The sequence below is a fragment of the Pseudovibrio sp. Alg231-02 genome, from assembly GCF_900143565.1.
Lineage (GTDB): Bacteria > Pseudomonadota > Alphaproteobacteria > Rhizobiales > Stappiaceae > Pseudovibrio.
In genome coordinates this window covers 50,570-69,640 of record NZ_FREX01000010.1, presented here as the reverse complement: position 1 = coordinate 69,640, position 19,071 = coordinate 50,570, and the positions used below count along the sequence as shown (strand labels likewise).

The 19,071-nt window shown below is 52.5% G+C and carries 16 protein-coding genes; 11 read left to right on the top strand and 5 right to left on the bottom strand.

Annotated elements, in window-relative coordinates; translation table 11 throughout:
• Positions 1–2: 2 nt before the first annotated feature.
• From xdhA to DHN43_RS21980, 10 genes are all read left to right on the top strand, one after another.
• Positions 3–1,490 carry a xanthine dehydrogenase small subunit gene (gene xdhA / locus DHN43_RS22025; RefSeq protein WP_108820062.1) on the top strand — a complete coding sequence of 496 codons (1,488 nt, stop codon included), beginning with the start codon at positions 3–5 and terminating at the stop codon, positions 1,488–1,490.
• Positions 1,480–3,825, top strand: coding sequence for a xanthine dehydrogenase molybdopterin binding subunit (gene xdhB, locus DHN43_RS22020; RefSeq protein ID WP_108820061.1), 2,346 nt, complete (start codon positions 1,480–1,482; stop codon positions 3,823–3,825). Before xdhA ends, xdhB begins: the two co-directional genes overlap by 11 nt.
• Entirely contained in the window at positions 3,825–4,808 is a 984-nt protein-coding gene (gene xdhC / locus DHN43_RS22015; protein ID WP_108820060.1) for a xanthine dehydrogenase accessory protein XdhC, read from the top strand. The genes xdhB and xdhC overlap by 1 nt, the downstream gene beginning before the upstream one ends.
• A 51-nt stretch (positions 4,809–4,859) precedes the next feature.
• Complete coding sequence (locus tag DHN43_RS22010; protein WP_208995565.1) at positions 4,860–6,452, top strand: ABC transporter ATP-binding protein; 1,593 nt, start codon at positions 4,860–4,862, stop codon at positions 6,450–6,452.
• Positions 6,442–7,530, top strand: coding sequence for an ABC transporter permease (locus DHN43_RS22005; protein ID WP_108820059.1), 1,089 nt, complete (start codon positions 6,442–6,444; stop codon positions 7,528–7,530). The genes DHN43_RS22010 and DHN43_RS22005 overlap by 11 nt, the downstream gene beginning before the upstream one ends.
• Complete coding sequence (locus tag DHN43_RS22000) at positions 7,523–8,452, top strand: ABC transporter permease (protein WP_082827144.1); 930 nt, start codon at positions 7,523–7,525, stop codon at positions 8,450–8,452. Before DHN43_RS22005 ends, DHN43_RS22000 begins: the two co-directional genes overlap by 8 nt.
• 374 nt (positions 8,453–8,826) lie before the next feature.
• Positions 8,827–9,900, top strand: a complete 1,074-nt coding sequence (locus DHN43_RS21995; RefSeq protein WP_063302018.1) for a BMP family ABC transporter substrate-binding protein — start codon at positions 8,827–8,829, stop codon at positions 9,898–9,900.
• 118 nt (positions 9,901–10,018) lie between these two features.
• Entirely contained in the window at positions 10,019–11,200 is a 1,182-nt protein-coding gene (locus tag DHN43_RS21990; protein ID WP_108820058.1) for a urate hydroxylase PuuD, read from the top strand.
• Between the two features lie 4 nt (positions 11,201–11,204).
• Complete coding sequence (gene uraD / locus DHN43_RS21985; RefSeq protein ID WP_108820057.1) at positions 11,205–11,741, top strand: 2-oxo-4-hydroxy-4-carboxy-5-ureidoimidazoline decarboxylase; 537 nt, start codon at positions 11,205–11,207, stop codon at positions 11,739–11,741.
• A 139-nt stretch (positions 11,742–11,880) separates the two neighbouring features.
• On the top strand, positions 11,881–13,092 hold the full coding sequence (locus tag DHN43_RS21980; protein WP_108820056.1) for an ArgE/DapE family deacylase: 1,212 nt from the start codon (positions 11,881–11,883) through the stop codon (positions 13,090–13,092).
• Positions 13,093–13,126: 34 nt separating this feature from the next.
• Here DHN43_RS21980 and DHN43_RS21975 read toward each other — a convergent pair whose 3' ends face one another.
• The 5 genes from DHN43_RS21975 to DHN43_RS21955 all read right to left on the bottom strand — a co-directional run bounded on the left by DHN43_RS21975 (position 13,127) and on the right by DHN43_RS21955 (position 17,977).
• Complete coding sequence (locus tag DHN43_RS21975; RefSeq protein WP_108820149.1) at positions 13,127–13,750, bottom strand: LysE family translocator; 624 nt, start codon at positions 13,748–13,750, stop codon at positions 13,127–13,129.
• A 177-nt stretch (positions 13,751–13,927) separates the two neighbouring features.
• Positions 13,928–14,551: a LysE family translocator gene (locus DHN43_RS21970; protein ID WP_063318845.1), complete on the bottom strand. Its 624-nt coding sequence runs from the start codon at positions 14,549–14,551 to the stop codon at positions 13,928–13,930.
• 183 nt (positions 14,552–14,734) lie between these two features.
• Entirely contained in the window at positions 14,735–15,460 is a 726-nt protein-coding gene (locus tag DHN43_RS21965; protein ID WP_208995564.1) for a hypothetical protein, read from the bottom strand.
• A gap of 52 nt (positions 15,461–15,512) precedes the next feature.
• A complete protein-coding gene (locus tag DHN43_RS21960) occupies positions 15,513–16,556 on the bottom strand; it encodes a MaoC family dehydratase (RefSeq protein ID WP_108820054.1) in 1,044 nt (347 codons plus the stop codon).
• Positions 16,557–16,573: 17 nt separating this feature from the next.
• Positions 16,574–17,977, bottom strand: a complete 1,404-nt coding sequence (locus DHN43_RS21955) for an acetyl-CoA hydrolase/transferase family protein (RefSeq protein ID WP_208995563.1) — start codon at positions 17,975–17,977, stop codon at positions 16,574–16,576.
• Between the two features lie 72 nt (positions 17,978–18,049).
• Between DHN43_RS21955 and DHN43_RS21950 the strand changes: the two genes are divergently transcribed.
• Positions 18,050–18,895, top strand: coding sequence for an HpcH/HpaI aldolase/citrate lyase family protein (locus tag DHN43_RS21950; RefSeq protein ID WP_208995562.1), 846 nt, complete (start codon positions 18,050–18,052; stop codon positions 18,893–18,895).
• Positions 18,896–19,071: the final 176 nt, after the last annotated feature.

The following is a 19,071-nucleotide window of genomic DNA, read 5'->3' as shown; positions in this document are numbered from 1 at the left end:
TGATGCGCACGGCAATCCGCTTCCTTCGTAAAGGCCAGATCGTCGAATTGGATCGTTTTGAGCCGACAACCACTTTGCTGGACTATCTGCGTCTGAGTGAACGCTCAACGGGCACCAAAGAAGGCTGTGGTGAAGGGGATTGCGGCGCCTGCACCATTGCGCTTGGGCGTTTGCGTGATGGCAAACTCATTTATGAGCCCGTGAACAGCTGTATTCTATTGCTCGGCCAGATTGATGGCTGTGAGCTTGTGACGGTTGAAGATCTGGAAGGGCCTGACGGATTACACCCTGTCCAAAAGGCGCTTGTAGAGCTTCATGGATCGCAATGCGGTTTCTGTACGCCCGGTTTCGTGATGAACCTGTTTACACTTTACCATGCGAATACGCCGGGTTTAACTCGGCAGGATGTGAACACCTGGATAGCGGGCAATCTGTGCCGCTGTACCGGATACCGACCAATTGTTGACGCAGCTCTGGAAGCGTGTCGCGATGGCTTGAATGACGTTTTTGCTGCGCGTGCAATGGAGACAGAGAGTAAACTCGCTGCTCTTCAGGATGCGCAGGATATTCATGTGGGCGATGACGAGCGGTTCTTCTTTGCTCCGAGCAGCTTTCAGCGCTTGCTGGAGACCTATGGTGAGCATCCGGAGGCTACGCTTGTTTCTGGCTCTACAGATGTTGGGCTTTGGGTCACCAAGCATCTGCGCGACCTTCCGAAGGTTATTTTTCTTGGGCGCGTGAATGGATTGAGCACTTGTTATGAGGATGAACAGGGTATCCGGCTTGGTGCGGGTGCGTCTTATGCGGTTGCTGAGCAGTTCCTGAAGTCTATTGATCCTGATCTAGAGGTGGTGATCAGCCGGATTGGTTCAAAGCAGGTTCGGGCATCGGGGACCGTTGGCGGGAACATTGCAAACGGATCGCCTATTGGGGATATGCCGCCGATGCTGATTGCTCTTGGGGCGGAAATTGAGCTGCAGAGCAATCGTGGGCGGCGTACCTTGCCTCTGGAGAGTTTCTTCATTGACTATGGCAAGCAGGATATCGCTGAGAACGAAGTGCTGACGTCGATCAGTGTGCCTCGTTTGAGCGCAGATGAGCAGTTCCGGGCCTACAAGATCACCAAGCGCTTTGATCAGGATATCTCTGCAGTGATGGCTGCGTTCTGTCTGACGGTGAAAGACGGTGTTGTGGAGCGTGCGCGCATGGCATTTGGTGGTGTTGCAGGCATTCCAAAACGTGCAAGTAGCGCTGAAGCGGCTCTGGTTGGTTCGTCCCTGGAAGATCCAGGCAGTTGGCAGGATGCGTTGAATGCGATTGAGAGTGAACTCGTTCCACTGACTGACATGCGAGCCTCCAGCACCTATCGGCGTGATATTGTGCGAGGGCTTTTAGAAAAGGCCTTGCTGGAGATATCTGCTTCATCCTCGCAAAAAACGCGTGTCCACGGGCAGCGTGAACTGGTTGAGGGAGGCGCTCATGTCAGCTGATCTTCTTGAAAAGACAGAGGCAGGCACCTCGACCTCTCAGGTCGTGGGAAAATCCTACAAGCATGACAGTGCAGAAAAGCATGTGTCTGGAACTGCGACATATATTGATGACATGATTGAGCCGTACGGCACTCTTCATGTGGCGCCGGGGTATGTGCTTCATGAAGCGTGTGGCCGTCTGACGACAATCGATCTGAGTGCTGTCAGAGCAGCCCCCGGTGTTGTTGCGGTACTGGAAGCTGCGGATATTCCCGGTGTGAATGATTGCTCTCCTGCGATGGGAGATGATCCGGTCTTTGTATCAGATCGCATCGCATTCCATGGGCAACTGGTGTTTCTTGTGGTGGCTGAGAGCCGTTTACAGGCACGCAAGGCTGTTCAACTGGCACGAATTGAAGTTGAGGCTGAAACGCCGCTGGTGAGCGTTGCTGATGCTCTCAAAGCCGAGCAGAAGGTTTTGCCGGACTATGAGTTTCGCCGTGGGGCACCGGAAGCCACTATGGAACGGTCTGCACACACGGTGAAGAGCAGTTTTGCGCTGGGTGGGCAGGAGCACTTCTATCTTGAAGGGCAAATGGCCTTTGCTGTTCCCGGTGAAGATGGCGATATGCTTGTGCATTCCTCCACGCAGCATCCAACTGAGGTTCAGCATACCGTTGCAAAAGTGCTGGGTGTTGATGAGGCGGCGGTGACCGTTGAAGTGCGTCGGATGGGCGGTGCATTTGGTGGTAAGGAATCTCAGGCCAACCAATGGGCCGCACTGGCGGCTTTGGCTGCAAACGCTACTGGTCGTCCATGTAAATGTCGGTTGGACCGTGACGACGATATGATCCTGACCGGGAAACGTCACGATTTTCTTGTTGATGTGGAAGCGGGATGTGATGCAGCCGGCAAGATTGAAGCGGTTCAGATTAATCTGAATTCGCGCTGCGGACACTCTGCGGATCTGTCGCTAGGTATCAATGATCGGGCTATGTTCCATGCGGATAACAGCTACTTTTATCCAGAAGTTCTTATTCGCTCTAAGAGACTAAAAACAAATACTGTTTCCAATACTGCCTTTCGCGGGTTCGGTGGCCCGCAAGGGATGTTTGCTGCTGAGCGATTGATGGATGCGATTGCGATCAAGATGGGACAAGACCCACTTGATGTACGTAAGGCAAACTTCTATCGCGAAGGTGAGAACACCACACCTTATGGGCAGTCGGTTGATGAACACGACGTGCTGGCCGCACTAGTGGATGAGTTGGAGGAAAGCTCCGAGTATCGTGTGCGCCGTAAAGCTGTAGATGCGTTTAATGCTGAGAACACGATCCTGAAGAAAGGGATCGCGTTGACGCCAGTGAAGTTTGGTATTTCGTTCACGCTGACCCATCTCAACCAAGCGGGTGCACTGGTGCATCTTTATCGGGATGGTTCTGTGCACCTGAACCATGGCGGTACAGAAATGGGGCAGGGCCTCTATCAGAAGGTTGCGCAGATTGCAGCGACTGAGATGGGGGTTCGCCTTGAGAAGGTAAAGATTACCGCAACCAACACCTCCAAGGTGGCAAACACGTCGCCAACAGCCGCCTCGTCCGGTACGGATTTGAACGGTATGGCAGCAGCGATTGCTTGTCGTGAGATTGTTGGACGACTGAAAACCTTTGTAGCGCAGCAATTCGAGGTGTCTGAAGACGATATCGAACTGGTTGATGACCAGATGCTGATTTGTGGGAAGCAGAAGCTTTCCATCAAAGAGCTGGCGCAGCTTGCATACGAACACCGCATTCATCTGTCTTCTTCAGGGTTTTACAAAACGCCGAAGATCATCTGGGATCGTGAGCGGGTAAAGGGACGTCCATTCCTTTATTTCTCCTATGGGGCCTCCTGTTCTGAAGTGGTGATTGATACATTGACCGGAGAGATGAAAGTTGAACGGGTTGATGTGCTTCATGATGTGGGCAAGTCGCTCAATCCAGCGCTGGATATCGGTCAGATCGAAGGTGGCTTTGTGCAGGGTATGGGTTGGTTGACCACGGAAGAGCTGTGGTTTGATGATGCGGGCCGACTGCGGACGCATGCCCCGTCTACCTACAAGATTCCGACAGCCACGGATGTGCCTGAGATTTTTAATGTGGCGCTTTATGAGAGTGATGGAAATCCGGAACCAACAATTTATCGCTCCAAGGCAGTTGGAGAGCCGCCTTTGATGCTGCCGATCTCGGTTTTCTGCGCGATTAACGATGCGGTTGCGAGCCTGAACAAGGGTGTTTTGCCGACACTGGATGCACCTGCAACGCCTGAAGCGATTTTGAAAGCTGTTAAAGCGATCAAGGTCGGAGAGGAGGGCTGATGCGGGTTTGGGGTGAAGTTTTGTCTGCTCTTGATGCTGCTGGCCAATGCGTGCTGGTGAGCATTTTGGATGTTGCTGGATCATCTCCCCGCGAGGTTGGCGCACGCATGGTGGTGCGACCGGATATGTCGTTTAAGGGAACCATCGGTGGTGGCCGTCTTGAGTACGATGTTTTGCATGAAGCTGTTTCATTGATGGGAAATGATGGGTCGGCCTTCCAGACGCGCTCATACGCGCTTGGTCCAGACCTTGGGCAGTGCTGCGGCGGGCGGGTTGAAATCGCATTTGAGCAATTTCACCTCAATTATCGCGGTCGTGCACAAGATTTTTCCACACAAGAAGGGGTGGGATTTTTTTCAACGACTGCAAATACTTGCAGCTCTGGCCCCCTTGAAAGGCACGTACTACCCCCTGCAATGTGCAGTGCAGATTCCGCAGAAATTGTTTTAAATCAAGGCAAACTGACCGAGAGGTTCGGGGAGGATAGGCCTCACCTGTATCTGTTTGGTGCAGGGCATGTTGGCAAGGCTTTGATGCTTGCGATGGCCCCTTTGGGCTTTCAGATCAGTTGGATTGATGAACGGCGTGAAATTTTTCCTAAATATGTACCTTCCAATATCCGCTGCATTCATCTAAATGAGCCTCAAGTCGTCGTAAAGAACCTTGAGCCGGGAAACTATGTCATCGTAATGACCCATGATCACAAGCGTGATCATGCTATAGTAGATGCCGCTGTTCGTAGAACCGATCTGGCATTTATTGGATTGATAGGCAGTGCAACAAAGCGCGCGCGAACACTAAAACGGTTCAAAGACTCCGGAATATCGGAGGCGCAAAGCAAACAGCTTGTTTGTCCGGTCGGAATTACTGAGATTAAAAGCAAAAAACCGTCTGATATTGCAATTTCCATTGCTGCTCAACTTCTAGTGGTGAAAGAGCAGCAAATGAGCAATGCTCAGGGAGGTTTTCGTTTTGCTTCTTAGGTTCAGGGAGAACATCTTGATCTAATTTTGCTTGGGGGAACGGGTAACACGATGGAAAACGAGCAGAGGTCTGGCCCGGTGACAGGGGGCGAGGATCTCATTGAAGCCAAGGGTATTACCAAGCGATTTGGTGACATTCTAGCGAACGACAATGTCGATCTCGTCATTAAGCAGGGTGAAATTCATGCTTTGCTTGGCGAAAACGGAGCGGGTAAGTCCACGCTCGTCAAAATTCTCTACGGCGCTCTTGAACCGGGTGCGGGAGAGATCCTCTGGAAGGGGAAACGGGTTTCAATCTCGAACCCTGCGGCTGCCCGCAAACTGGGCGTTGGCATGGTGTTCCAGCACTTTTCCTTGTTTGAAGCGCTGAGTGTGGTTGAAAACATCGCGCTGGCCTTGCCTAAAGGCGAAAAAATCGAGGCACTTTCCAGACGTATTACTGAGGTTTCCCAAAAGTATGGCCTGCCTCTGGATCCTGCAGCACTGGTTGCGGATCTGCCGGTTGGCATCCGTCAGCGTATTGAAATCGTGCGTTGCCTTTTGCAGAACCCCAGTCTCATCATCATGGATGAGCCTACGTCTGTATTGACCCCGCAAGAAGCGGATCAGCTTTTCATCACCTTGCAGCGCCTCGCCTCCGAAGGGTGTGCGATCCTTTACATCTCTCATCGTCTGGAAGAGGTGAAGAAGATCTGCCACAACGCCACGATCATGCGTCATGGCCGTGTGGTGGGTGGGTGTGACCCTGCTGAGGAAACACCGGCCAGCCTTGCCCGTATGATGGTCGGCGGCGATGTACATGATATCTCTGCTGGTGCGATTGAGGCTCAGCCGGGTGATGTGATGCTCAAGCTGCGCAATCTATCTATTCCATCGGATGGTGCGTTTGGCATTGAGCTGAAGGACGTCAATCTTGATTTGCGCGGCGGCGAGATTGTTGCTGTTGCCGGGATTGCAGCGAACGGCCAGAGCGAGTTGTTTGATGCGATCTCTGGCGAGACGCAGGTCAAAGATGCTTATGCGGTTGAAATTTGCGGTGTGCCAGTTGGCAAGCGCAAGATCAATGACCGGCGTTTGCTAGGCTCTGCCTTTGTGCCTGAAGAGCGCTTGGGTCATGGTGCGGTGCCGGGCTTTGTGCTTTCTGACAATATTTTGCTGACGCGCTATAAAACTGAGCCGTCATTGATCAAGCACGGCATGCTTAACCAGAAGCTTGCAACTGAAATGGAAAAGCGCATCACCGTTTCCTACGATGTGCGCATGTCTCATGATAATCCTGAGGCCCGCTCGCTTTCTGGCGGTAACCTGCAGAAGTTTGTGGTTGGCCGTGAGCTGGACCGTGTGCCGAAAGTGCTGGTGATTAATCAGCCGACATGGGGCGTTGATGCAGGCGCTGCGGCTTTGATCCGTCAGGCGATCATTGATCTGGCCCGAGGCGGTTCTGCTGTTCTGGTGATTTCCCAAGATCTTGATGAGATCTACGAGCTTTCTGACCGGATTGCGGTGATCTCTCGTGGTGAGCTTTCTGTCGCCGAACCAGCTTCTGAAATGACGCGTGAGAAGATCGGTCTTTTGATGGCGGGTATGGGTGAGGGCAAGTCTGCTTCCCCTGCAGCAAAAGCGGGAGAGACCCATGCGCATTGAACTTGAAAAACGTGCTGAGCACTCTCAGCTGATGACTGTTGTTTCGCCGCTGATTGCGATTGGTCTCACCCTCGTGTGTGGCTCAATTTTGTTTGTCAGCATGGGTTACAACCCGATTGATGCGCTTTATGCTTATTTCATCGAGCCCCTGACAACCAGCTGGTCCATTGAAGAGTTGCTGGTGAAAGCTGGTCCGCTGGTGCTGATCGCGGTTGGTCTGTCTGTCTGTTTCCTGTCCAACTCCTGGAACATTGGTGCCGAAGGTCAGTTCACCATGGGTGCGCTGGCTGGGTCTATCATTCCGGTACTGTTTTACGACTTTACCAGCCCGCTGGCCCTGCCATTGATGGTGCTGATGGGCATTTTGGGCGGTATGGCTTGGGCGTCTATTCCGGCTTTCCTGAAGGTGCGGTTTGGGACCAATGAGATCCTGACCAGCCTGATGCTGGTTTACATCGCGCAGTACATTCTCGACTTTCTTGTCCGTGGTCCATGGCGTGATCCGGAAGGTTTCAATTTCCCGGAAAGCCGGATTTTTGATGCGGCACACGTGCTGCCGAAAATCGGTGAAGGACGACTGCATATTGGCATGATCTTCGCCATTCTGGCCGTTCTGGTGGTTTGGTGGATGCTGTCTCGCACGCTCAAAGGCTTTGAGATCAAGGTGATGGGTGAAACGCCGCGTGCTGGCCGTTTTGCTGGGTTTTCCAGCAATGGGGTTGTCTGGTTTGGTTTCCTCGTTTCCGGCGGGTTGGCTGGTTTGGCTGGTATGGCGGAAGTTTCCGGTTCTATTGAACAGCTGACACCTGTTATTTCTCCAGGCTACGGGTTTACAGCGATTATCGTGGCGTTCCTTGGTCGGTTGAATCCGATTGGCATTCTGTTTGCCGGATTGTTGCTTGGGCTTTCCTACATCGGCGGCGAGTCTGCTCAGGTTAGCCTTGGTTTGACCGATAAGGTGACGCGTGTGTTTCAGGGCATGCTGCTGTTCTTTGTGCTCGCCTGTGACACGCTCATTCTTTACAGATTCAAGATTGCTTCCAGTGTGAAAAACATGAAGGAGGCAGGCAATGTCTGATCTTTCCATGATTGAGGCTGTACTTCTGACCATCATCACCGCATCCACACCGCTGTTGCTTGCTGCTATTGGCGAGCTTGTGGTGGAGCGCTCAGGTGTGCTCAACCTTGGTGTTGAGGGGATGATGATTGTCGGCGCTGTGATGGGTTTTGCAGCGACACAGGCGACTGGCTCTCCTTACATAGGGATTGTGGCGGCCATGATCTCCGGCGTTGCCATGAGCCTGCTGTTTGGCTTCCTGACGCTTAATCTGATGGCCAATCAGGTGGCGACAGGCCTTGCGCTGACTATACTGGGGCTTGGCCTTTCCGGCATGGTTGGAGAAGCTTTCATTGGTCAGCCGGGTATCAGCCTGAAACCGATTGCTATTCCAGTGTTGTCGGGCATTCCATTTATTGGGCCGCTGCTCTTTAATCAGGACGTTCTGGTTTACGCTTCTTATGGTCTTGTGATCGCGGTTTACTTTGTGCTGTTCAGGTCCCGTACGGGGCTGATCATCCGTGCGGTTGGCGACAATCACGGCTCAGCGCATTCACTTGGATACTCCGTCATTCAGGTGCGTTATCTGGCTGTGATGTTTGGCGGGGCGTGTTCTGGCCTTGCTGGCGCTTACCTGTCACTCATTTACACCCCGCAGTGGGTTGAGGGTATGACGGCGGGCCGCGGCTGGATTGCGCTGGCTCTGGTGGTGTTTGCAAGCTGGCGCCCGGCGCGTGTGCTGATTGGGGCTTATCTGTTTGGTGCTGTTTCCATTTTGCAGTTCCACGCGCAGGCTGCTGGCATTGGTTTGCCGACGCAGTTGATGTCCGCGCTGCCGTATCTGGCAACTATCATTGTGCTGATCATGATCTCGCGTAATAAGACACTTGCCAAGGTGAATACACCTGCATGTCTTGGTAAGCCCTTTGTGCCTGATCGCTAATAAGAACCTGATTTGACCGACGCGCTCATAGTAGACGTTGGTCAAATTGTAAATATTTCGACCTTCGTATACATGGTGGGTCGGAGATATGGATAACAGAGATTTAAATCTCTGAGTGAATATGAACTTATTCACGGCTGCACAACTTGCGGATTTCTGCACGCGCACGAATAAACGATCGCAAATATTTGCGAGCGAAAACAAAGCAGAAAAACAACTTGTGGGCGCACAAATGCGCAGAACGGCCTTCGGGTTTGTTCCTATCGTGTTTGCTTGGCGCCGTCGTTCATCTGGTTCTCAATGGTGTGTTCCGCCGCGCTTATTAGGGTGTTGCGTGGCAGGAATGCAGGTTAACCTATAAAGGGGAGCGCACAATGCGCACTATCTTCAAGCTTGCTGCAACTGCTGCAGTTGCACTTGGTCTTTCCGCAGGGGCTTCAATTGCTGCTGATCCACTGAAAGTGGGTTTCATCTATGTTGGTCCGGTTTCTGACCATGGCTGGTCTTACCAGCACGATCAGGGCCGTCAGGCGATTGAAAAGCACTTTGGCGACAAAGTTGAAACCACTTACATTGAAAGCGTGCCGGAAGGTGCGGATGCTGAGCGCGCGATTGAGCGTCTGGCTCGCTCCGGTCACGAGCTGATCTTTACAACGTCCTTTGGTTATATGAACCCAACCTTGAAGGTTGCGCGCAAGTTTCCGAAAGTGAAGTTTGAACATGCAACTGGCTACAAGCAGGCGAAGAACGTTTCTTCCTACGGCGCTCGCTTCTATGAAGGTCGTTATGTGCTTGGTCAGATCGCTGCAAAGGTCTCCAAATCCGGCACTGCTGGTTACATCGGGTCTTTCCCGATCCCTGAAGTTGTGCGTGGCATCAACTCCTTCATGCTGGGTGCACAGTCTGTGAACCCGGACTTCAAGATCAAGACCATCTGGGTGAACTCCTGGTATGATCCGGGCCGTGAAGCCGATGCTGCAAAAGCGCTGATCGATCAGGGCGTTGACATCATGGTTCAGCACACTGACTCCCCAGCGCCTCTGCAGGTTGCTGAAGAGCGTGGCATCATGGGCTTTGGTCAGGCATCTGACATGATCAAGTTTGCGCCTAAGGCACAAGCAACTGCGATCATCGACGACTGGTCCGCTTACTACATTGCCCGCGTACAGGCAGTGATGGACGGCAACTGGAAGGGGCAGGATACCTGGGGCGGTCTGGATGTCGACATGGTTCACATGGCGCCGTTCACCAACATCCCGCAGGATGTTGCAGAAGAAGCTGCCAAAACTCTTGCTGCAATCAAGTCTGGTGAGCTGAAGCCATTTACCGGCCCAATCACCAAACAGGACGGCTCTGAGTTCCTGAAAGCTGGTGTAAGCGCTGAAGATGGTGCACTGCTTTCCATGAACTTCTACGTTAAAGGCATCGACGACCAGCTGCCTGAATAAGCTCCAAGCTTGTTTTCGGAGAGCGCCACATTTTTTCACGGTGCTCTCCGCTGATTTCAGCAGTGGGGGATTTCTCCCGCTGCCCACTCATTTCAATTGAACTTAAAAGAACAAGACAATGACAGCCACTTTCCTTAGTGAATGGCTCAATCTGCTTTTCCGCTGGTTTCACTTGATTGTGGGCGTGGGCTGGATTGGGACCTCTTTTTATTTCATCGCTCTCGACCTTTCCTTGCGCAAACGGGAAGGGCAGGCAGAGGGCATATTTGGCAGCGCCTGGGAAGTCCACGGCGGCGGTTTCTACCATGTTGAGAAATTCATGGTGGCACCGAAAGAGTTGCCGAAAGACCTGATGTGGTACAAGTGGGATGCTTATCTCACCTGGGTATCCGGCTTTGCTCTTTTGAGCGTTCAATACTATTTCAATGCAACAGTTTATCTCATTGATCCAGCGGTCATGAAGCTTTTGCCTGTTGAGGCTGTTGCGATTTCCATCGCGTCCCTTGGGCTGGGCTGGATCATCTATGATCGCCTGTGCCGCTCTGCCATTGGCAAGAACACACCCTTGCTGGCTGCGTGCCTTCTGGTGATCATTCTGGGTGCGACCTATGGGTATTCTCAGGTCTTTTCAGGGCGCGGGGTTCTCATTCACGTTGGCGCGCTGATTGGCACGTTTATGGCCTTCAACGTGTTTATGGTGATTATCCCGAACCAGAAAAAGATTACCGCAGACCTGCTGGCAGGGCGTAAACCTGATGCCGCGCTTGGCCTGATTGGCAAGCAGCGCTCGGTTCACAACAACTATCTGACATTGCCGGTTCTTTTGATGATGGTGTCCAACCATTATCCGTTGCTGACGGGGCATAGCCAGCCTGTGCTGGTTGTTGCGCTGATCCTGGTGATGGGCGGCATGGTGCGCCACTTCATCAATCGTCATGATGCGCATGACAACTTTGCCAATTTCTGGTGGGCCTTGCCTACCGCAGCTGTCAGTCTGTTTGTGGCTCTCATTGTGACACAGCCTGCCAACATTGGTGGTGGACATGGTCCGATCCCAGACAGTGATGTGCTGGAGATTGCGCAGACCCATTGTGCGGCCTGCCATAGTGCGGCGCCAACTAATGAGGCTTTTAGCGAAGCGCCTAAAAACATTGAGTTGGACAGCATTGCTGATCTGCAACGCTATGACAGTCTGATCATGGCGCAGGCGGTGCGGTCCTCTGCCATGCCACTTGGCAATGAGACAGGCATGACCAAAGAAGAGCGCGAGATTCTTGGCGCCTGGTTGCAAGGGCATTGAGGCCATGGTGACTTATTCTCTGGATGAAGTGAACCGGTTTTCGCTGGACACCTTTGTCGAGGTGTTTGGCGGGGTTGCCGAGCACACTCCCTGGGTTGCAGCTGTTGCCCAGAAAGATGCACCTTTTGCCTCTCGTGATGCGCTGATCGAGGCGTTTGCTCATGCTCTGCAATATGCGGATGAAGAGGCGCAGCTGGCGTTAATCCGTGCGCATCCTGACCTTGCCGGCAAAGCGGCGCGTGCCGGTGAAATGGCTGATGCCTCTGTGAATGAACAGTCCGGCGCTGGACTGGATCAGCTGAGTGATGCGGAATATGAGCAGTTCACCCAGCTTAACGGCACCTACAAATCCAACTATGGCTTCCCCTTCATCTTTGCGGTGAAAGGGGCAACCAAGCATCAGATACTGGAGGCCTTCCAGCTTCGCTTGCAGAACAGCGCGAAAGATGAGTTCGCGGAGGCTTTGCGACAGATCTGCCGGATATTCAGCTTCCGACTGGAGGATCTGGTTGTAGATGAACAGAGTGCTTGCAGTTCCTGATCCTTGCCGGAAAGTGCTAACTACAGTTACGTAAGGGGCAATAATCCACTGGAACATGAGGGGCTGCATGACAAGATGCTTGCAACCATCACCGTTATCTATTGGATTAATGCTACTGTAAAATTCAAGGGGAGCATTCATGAAGGCCGCGATTGAAAACCGGTTTGCGGAGCAGGTCGACTTCCTGCGCGAATTGGTCAAGGTGCCAAGCGACAACCCGCCAGGGGATACAGAGCACCACGCGTTGCGGACTGCTGAGCTGCTTGAAGGCCTTGGCTTTACCGTTGAAAAACACCCTGTTCCAGAACCATTTGTGCGCCAGAACGGCATGGTCTCTGTGACCAATCTGATCATTCGTGAAACGTTTGGCGACGGGTTCGGTCCAGTGATTGCTCTAAATGCACACGGTGATGTTGTTCCTCCGGGGGAAGGTTGGACCAAAGACCCTTATGGCGCCGAGATTGACGATGGTGCTTTGTATGGGCGCGGAGCTGCGGTTTCCAAAGGAGATTTTGCCACCTACGCTTTTGCATTGCTGGCTCTGCGTGAGTATGCAGATGAGCTGGAAGGCTCCGTGGAACTGCATTTGACGTATGATGAGGAAGCTGGCGGGTTTGTAGGGCCAAAGTGGCTTTTGGAGCAAGAGCTGACCAAGCCGGACTATGCGATCTCGGCAGGCTTTTCTTATGCAGCGACAACGGCTCACAACGGCTGTTTGCATATGGAAGTGATCTTCCGTGGCCGTCAGGCGCATGCTGCAATGCCAGAGAGTGGCGCGGATGCCCTGCAAGCTGCAACGCCTGTTCTCACAGCGCTTTATGCGGAACGTGAAAGGCTCAAGTCCATTCAGAGTGAACAGGATGGCATTGGGTCACCTCAGATCACTGTGGGCCTGATCTCAGGTGGCATCAACACCAACGTTGTGCCAGAGCGTGTCTCGCTTCGCGTTGACCGGCGTTTGATCCCCGAAGAGAACGGCGAACAGGTGGAAGAGCAGCTGATTGAGCTGATTGAAGCTTTGGTACCGGAAGATTGCGGTGTTGAGGTGGAGTGTCGGCGCATTATGATTGCTGAGCCGCTGCGCGAGTTGCCGGGTGCAAAAAAGCTGGTGGAAGCGTTGAAATGGCCTGCCAAAGAGGTTTTGGGCATTGAGCTGAAAAGCACGGGTGCTCCGCTTTACACCGATGCCCGCCATTATGCTGAGGCCGGTATTCCAACAGTGCTTTATGGTGCAGGACCGCGGTCCATTCTGGAAGCCAATGCCCATGGGGCGGATGAGCATCTGCAGCTGTCGGATCTCAAGGCAGCTACGATTATTGTGGCGGATGCCTTGAAAACACTTCTTCGATAGATTGTGAAAAGCCCGGATGTTCCGGGCTTTTTTGTTAGCTCACGCGGCCAGACAAAGCGGTGAAAATACCTGCGCCCAGAAGGCCGGTGCCACCGACCTTATTGAGGCGCTTGAGTGTGCTTGGTCCGTTGACAACTTTGCGCAATCCGCCCGCCATGGATACCCAGAACACTGTGTTTATGCCTCCAAGCGTAACAAAAGTGAGGCCCAGAATGAAAAATTGGGTCAGCACGGGCTGGGTGTGGTCAACGAACTGAGGCAGGAATGCCACGAAGAACAGCATGCCCTTTGGGTTGAAGGTGGTGACCAGCAGGGTGTCTCTGAAGATCTGCAGTGCCGGAACCTGTGGCATTTCAACTTGTGTGGATGGGCCGGAATTGCTGCGCCACATCTTAATGCCAATGTAAATCAGATAGGCAGCGCCGATGTATTTCATGATTTGGAAAAGCATGGCGGAGGTTGCCAGCAGGGCTCCAAGGCCAGCAAGAGCTGCTGTAATTGCAAACAGGTCCCCTAGCATCACTCCGGTGACGGAGGCAACTGCGGCGCGCTTGCCCTGACTGAGGCTGTAGCTGATGACCATCAGGACGGTTGGGCCGGGAATGATCAGTAGTAGGATACTTGCCGCGGCAAACGCGATCCATGCTTCAAACGCCATGATGTTCTCCGGAAAGGCCTGATCGATCATGAACAGGTGATGAGTTGAAAGGCTTTGAGCTGATGTCTCAAAGTGTGCAGCAAATGAGAAGCTTACCCATGTAGATGCTGTTTGGGTAGAGGCAGGCCTTTGAGAAATACTGGAGAGACTTTGAGTTCTTGCCACTGTCTGTGAGTTTTATGGAAACTTACCGGAGAGTGCGATGAAGAGCCCGGCACTCAGCAGACCAGTCCCTCCGATCCTGTTGAGACGTTTTGCGCATTTGCCTCCGGTGAGCATGGCACTGCAACTGCCTGCCATGGAGGTCCAGAACATTGTGTTGATACCACCAAGGAGCACGAAGGTTGCTCCCAGCAGTATGAACTGCGGAATGACTGGAATCGTGTCATCTACAAATTGCGGGAGAAACGCAACGAAGAACAGCATGTCTTTGGGGTTGAATGCTGAGACCAGAAACGTATCTCTGAATATTTGCAGGCGGGTCGTTGCCACAATCTCCATTTGGTCTTTGAGGACAGATTTCCTGCGCCACATGCTGACGCCCAGATAAATGAGGTAGGTCGCCCCCGCATATTGCAGGATGTCATAGAGCAGTGCAGAGGTTGAGATGACGGCGCCAAGTCCGGCCAATGCGACCGAGATCAGTAAGATACTCCCCAAACTAACGCCAAGGGCTGAGGCGACAACCGCCCGCAGGCCCTGGCTGATGCCATAACTGGAGACCATAAGGACCGTTGGTCCGGGGATGATGAGTAAGATGGTGCAGGCGAGGACATAAGTCAGCCAAACCTCGATGGCCATGGCTTTTCTCCTGAAATGATATGTTGCACAGGAGAGGTAGGGGCGAATTGTGACCAAAATTCTGCGGGTGTGATGACGAAATACAACAATGGAAACAATTATTTACGCCTCACATTTTGTTGCAGGAGGCAATGACGCTTGATGAAAGTTTGAGCGATTGCATGCTGTTGCCCTTAGGAGAGCTTAGCTTGGTGAGAATTGTTTGACCCAGACCGTCAGGTTTCCGGAAGTTTCAAAGCCCGTTTGTTTGGCGCTGTGCAGAGTTTCACCTCGTGCATAGCCGACTATAGGTGCTGATGGTTGCCATGCCTGCAACAGGCACGCCATTTGCTGGAGGTCTTTTGGGGACAGTGTGCCTGCAAAGATGTTGGAAAGGCCGATTGAGCTGCCAGACCAGTTGCCGATGAAGCCCTTGGTGTACTTTCCCGCTTCAGCATAGCCCCAAAAGGTAATGTTCGGGTTCGTGAGAAGTGCAGGTGGAAACATGCTGCAGTCTGTCTGATTGCCGCTTGTCTTCCATGCTGCCTCCCAGTGCTCCAGCTGCCGGGCGGTCTTTATCTGCTCCCAGCCAACCGTGTCTGCTTTGACGATTTCAGTCAGATAAAACCAGCTGGCATCGAACAGTTTTTTGAAACCAAATTGTTCCAGTGGAAGATCTGCAAAACTGTCTTTGACATAAACATCAACGGTTGCAGTACGCGTGAAGTCATTGACGAGTTCAGGTTTTGTTGCCGGGAGGCAGGTCACGATGCTGGAGTAAAACGGAAGGGGCAGCACAATGGTGTGAAACAGCTCCTTGGAGCGCTCATAGGGAATGCCATGGGCTTCAAACATAAGCTGATAAAGATCTGCATTGTTTTCAGCGGCTTCCAACTGCCATGCGGCTTTGCTCATGATAGCTGGTCTCATGTATCATCCATCTTCTACACAAGAGAGCATCATAGGAGAATGTGGTGTGGGATCAATAGCCAGCGGCTGCGTATGGACCGCCGCCCTGACGGTAGACGAGCAGGGTGCGGGTGTAGGAGAGGGCCTCGGTGCCGGTTTGATCATGGGCGACGGTTTTTACGGTCAAAATGCCTTGATCTGGTCTGGAACGGCTTTCTCGCTTTGACAGGACTTCGCTTTGCACTTTGAAGCGGTCATCTGCATAGAAATGACGAGACAATTTTGTATCGGTCCAACCCAGATTGGCAACCACACGGCCAAAGGTGGTTGTGGTGGCGGCGGTGACCAGCGAGAGGACGTGCAGTTCTGATGCTGGCAGACGGTCTCTGCCGTAGACCTCCCGCGCGAACTCATGATCACGGTAGAGTGGATGCCATTGCATGGTCTGGACGGCGTGGCGAAGCATGGAGGAGGAGTGGAGTGTGATGTCCGGGCTGTGCTCGAAGACCTGACCTGCTGCGAACCCCTCAAAGTAGATGCCTGTTGTTTCCTGCAAGGACCCATCCTCACGTTGATGATAGGCCAAAAACCAAGGATTACTGCTGGAGTTAGGAAGGTCGCCCCAAACCGGGTGCTTGCCTTTCTTGAAGATGCTGACGGTGTATGTGAGGTTGGCGACCTCAACACCTTTCTGATTGGTGCTGGAGGCTTTTACGGTGACGTTGCCGGTTTTATCTTCGCTCTCATCCACTGCGATAATTTGGCTGCTGCAGTAGAGCGTATCACCGCCGAAGATGGGCGCAGTCATGGAGATGTTCTCAAACGCTGTGATGCGGTCTTTTCTGGCGAAAGTCTTCCAGCTCATGCCGAAGATCTTTTGCAATGTCAGCGAGGAGACGACGAGAGGTTTCCTGAACTCAGTCTGCGCTGCGTAATGAGCATCATAATGCAGCATTGCAGCATTGAAGGTGTCCAACGCTTCCTCTGCATTTTCCTGCTGAGAAACCGTCATGCCGGGACGATGGTGAAAGATCTGGCCCACGGAGAATTCCTCGAAGTTGAGGCCGTAAATCTCCAAAAAGCGATTTTCTGAGATTTGAGCGTAGGCTGAATACATGATGGGCTCCTTTCAGCCTAGTAGATGGTCAGGTTTTTGGCTTCTTCGCGCAGCTCATCGCGAAATTGCGGGGCGGCGAGCTCAATGAGGGCGTGGGCGCGCTCTGAGGTGGACATGCCAAACAGGTTGGTGCAGCCGTACTCTGTAGCCACATAACTGACGTCATTGCGCGGGGTAGTGACGATGTTCTGCAGGCGTGGGACAATCTTGGAGATACTGCCGTTTTTCGCGGTGGAATGGGCTGCCAGCACGGCAATGCCTTCTTTGGAGCGGAATGCTCCGCGGACGAAGTCCAGCTGCCCACCGCTGCCGGAAATCTGACGCCAGTTGATGGATTCTGAGGCGACTTGGCCGAACAGGTCAATCTCCACGAAGGAGTTCACGGAGACCATCCGGTCATTTTGAGCAATGATGTGCGGATTGTTGACGTAGTGTGCGGGGTGGCAGGCCATGGTGGGGTTGTTGTCGAGATAGGCGTAGTAGTGGGGATTTGAGAACAGCGCGATGTTAAAGACGGTGTGCCCGACATTGAGCTGTTTATACCGATTGGATACGTTACCGGCCTGTATCAACTCGAACAGCGTATCACCCAGCATTTCAGTGTGAATGCCAAGATCAGATTTTGTCTTCAGGCGTTTGCCAACTTCATTCGGGACACCGCCAATGCCGAGCTGAATGCAAGCATGATCTGGCACAAGTTCAGCAACAAACTCACCGATCTTATGGTCCTCAGGACTTGTCGGTTTGTTCGGCAGGACCATGAGGTCGCTGTTGTGCTCAATAAGGGCTGAGACCTGAGAGATATGAACCAGCCCAGACCCAAAGGTGCGCGGCATGTTTTGATTGACTTCAACGATAATCTGGCCGGCTTCAAACGCCAGGGGGATGGACATGCTGCCATCCACGCCAAAGCTGAAATAGCCGTGCTCGTCCATGGGAGAGACCTGAAACAAGTGCACATTGGGCTTGCCATGACGGGAGAAAACACCTTGTGCATACAGGCTAAAATGCTCTGGCAGATAGTGCGGAATGATCAGATCCGGATGGCTCTGCCTTAACTCCTTGGCGTGATCAGCAAGTTGACGAAAACTTCCTCCTAAAAAGGGGCAGAGCAGCTTGATCTGTTTGAGGACATCGACATTTGAAAACTGATCGACAATCTCTTTGCGCGAGCGGAGCAGGTAAACATCTGGCGTGCTGCTAAAGTATCCGGCAGCAGCAGCCTCGCAAAAGGCTTGGGTTAGGCGAGGAGGGGTTCCGCAATAACACCCGAAGGTGATCAGCTTTGTATCTCTTGCAAGCGTTTTTATCGCCTCATCTGCGCTTATCAGTTTTTGTTGATACAGCTGATCAAAGTGGTCTGCAGGCATGCGGTTATGTCCGGGGTCCATCGTCAAAGAGATCAGCTTGATCCTATCCATTTTCAGGAAATTAATTGTTACTGATCTAAATTATGCCCTAACGGCATCAATGGATTAAGTTGGAGTTCCGGTGTGAAGAGCCTGTTATTCTTACCTGCAGATAAAGCCCATCTTTTCCCGAAGGCGACAGCATCGGGAGCAGGGTGTGTGGTGCTTGACCTTGAAGACGGTGTTTCTGAAAAGCAAAAGCCAGCAGCTAGAGATCTGCTGCGCGGCCTTCAAGATGAGATCCGCGAGCATGAGGCCTGTGAAATCGGCATTCGCATCTCATCGATGAGCACGCCGGATGGACTGGAAGATGTGTTGTGCCTGCTGGACCTGGCGCACCTGCCAGACTGGATATTTCTGCCCAAATGTGAAAGCCCACGTGATCTGGAGCAACTTGACCATCTGCTGCAGGGCCATCCTGGCAAGGAGATGGTGCGGGTGTGCGCGTTGTTGGAAACGCCAGCGGGACTGTCTAACGCAGAAGCGATTGCCTCAACTCATGCACCGCTTCATGCACTGGCCTTTGGGTATGCGGACTATACGGCAGAGACAGGCGGCACTATGGGCTGGAACAGTCTTGTGTGGCCACGTGGACAGCTGCTGAATGCAGCCGTTCAGAACCATCTTTGGGCGATTGATGGCGTGTATTTAGACTTCAATGACCCTGAAGGGCTTGAAGATGAAGCCCGCAATGCGCGAGATATGGGGTATAACGGCAAGTTTGCCATTCATCCTTCTCAAGTCAGCGTTGTCAATTCGTGCTTTGAACCAAGTGATGAGGAAGTTCAGTGGGCCTTGAATGTGCTTGAAAAGCAAAAGGATACAGCAGGACAAGGCGCGTTTGTTGTTGATGGCAAGATGGTCGATGCACCTGTGATCTTACGCGCAAGACGTTTGCTTGGCCTGAGTGATGGTGATGATCATCCATAGTATGAACTAGCTGTTAGATTGTTAAGTATTTAAATGACACAATACTTATAGTTGCTATATTTAGATCGAATAATAGCAAGTAATTCCATAATCTACCTTATGCATACATTTGATTTATACTTGGTATTGTTAGGTGGAGGCAAGTGTTTTGTGGTGTTGCATGGAGTAGGGGGAGA

Bases quoted from the DNA above. Each gene is read 5' to 3' on its own strand.
- DHN43_RS21980 (WP_108820056.1), top strand. From the start codon at position 11,881: ATGAAGGCCGCGATTGAAAACCGGTTTGCGGAGCAGGTCGACTTCCTG.
- DHN43_RS21965 (WP_208995564.1), bottom strand. From the start codon at position 15,460: ATGAGACCAGCTATCATGAGCAAAGCCGCATGGCAGTTGGAAGCCGCT.
- DHN43_RS21970 (WP_063318845.1), bottom strand. From the start codon at position 14,551: ATGGCCATCGAGGTTTGGCTGACTTATGTCCTCGCCTGCACCATCTTA.
- DHN43_RS21975 (WP_108820149.1), bottom strand. From the start codon at position 13,750: ATGGCGTTTGAAGCATGGATCGCGTTTGCCGCGGCAAGTATCCTACTA.
- xdhC (WP_108820060.1), top strand. From the start codon at position 3,825: ATGCGGGTTTGGGGTGAAGTTTTGTCTGCTCTTGATGCTGCTGGCCAA.
- DHN43_RS21995 (WP_063302018.1), top strand. From the start codon at position 8,827: ATGCGCACTATCTTCAAGCTTGCTGCAACTGCTGCAGTTGCACTTGGT.
- xdhA (WP_108820062.1), top strand. From the start codon at position 3: ATGCGCACGGCAATCCGCTTCCTTCGTAAAGGCCAGATCGTCGAATTG.
- DHN43_RS21990 (WP_108820058.1), top strand. From the start codon at position 10,019: ATGACAGCCACTTTCCTTAGTGAATGGCTCAATCTGCTTTTCCGCTGG.
- xdhB (WP_108820061.1), top strand. From the start codon at position 1,480: ATGTCAGCTGATCTTCTTGAAAAGACAGAGGCAGGCACCTCGACCTCT.
- DHN43_RS22005 (WP_108820059.1), top strand. From the start codon at position 6,442: ATGCGCATTGAACTTGAAAAACGTGCTGAGCACTCTCAGCTGATGACT.
- uraD (WP_108820057.1), top strand. From the start codon at position 11,205: ATGGTGACTTATTCTCTGGATGAAGTGAACCGGTTTTCGCTGGACACC.
- DHN43_RS21960 (WP_108820054.1), bottom strand. From the start codon at position 16,556: ATGTATTCAGCCTACGCTCAAATCTCAGAAAATCGCTTTTTGGAGATT.
- DHN43_RS22000 (WP_082827144.1), top strand. From the start codon at position 7,523: ATGTCTGATCTTTCCATGATTGAGGCTGTACTTCTGACCATCATCACC.
- DHN43_RS22010 (WP_208995565.1), top strand. From the start codon at position 4,860: ATGGAAAACGAGCAGAGGTCTGGCCCGGTGACAGGGGGCGAGGATCTC.
- DHN43_RS21955 (WP_208995563.1), bottom strand. From the start codon at position 17,977: ATGGATAGGATCAAGCTGATCTCTTTGACGATGGACCCCGGACATAAC.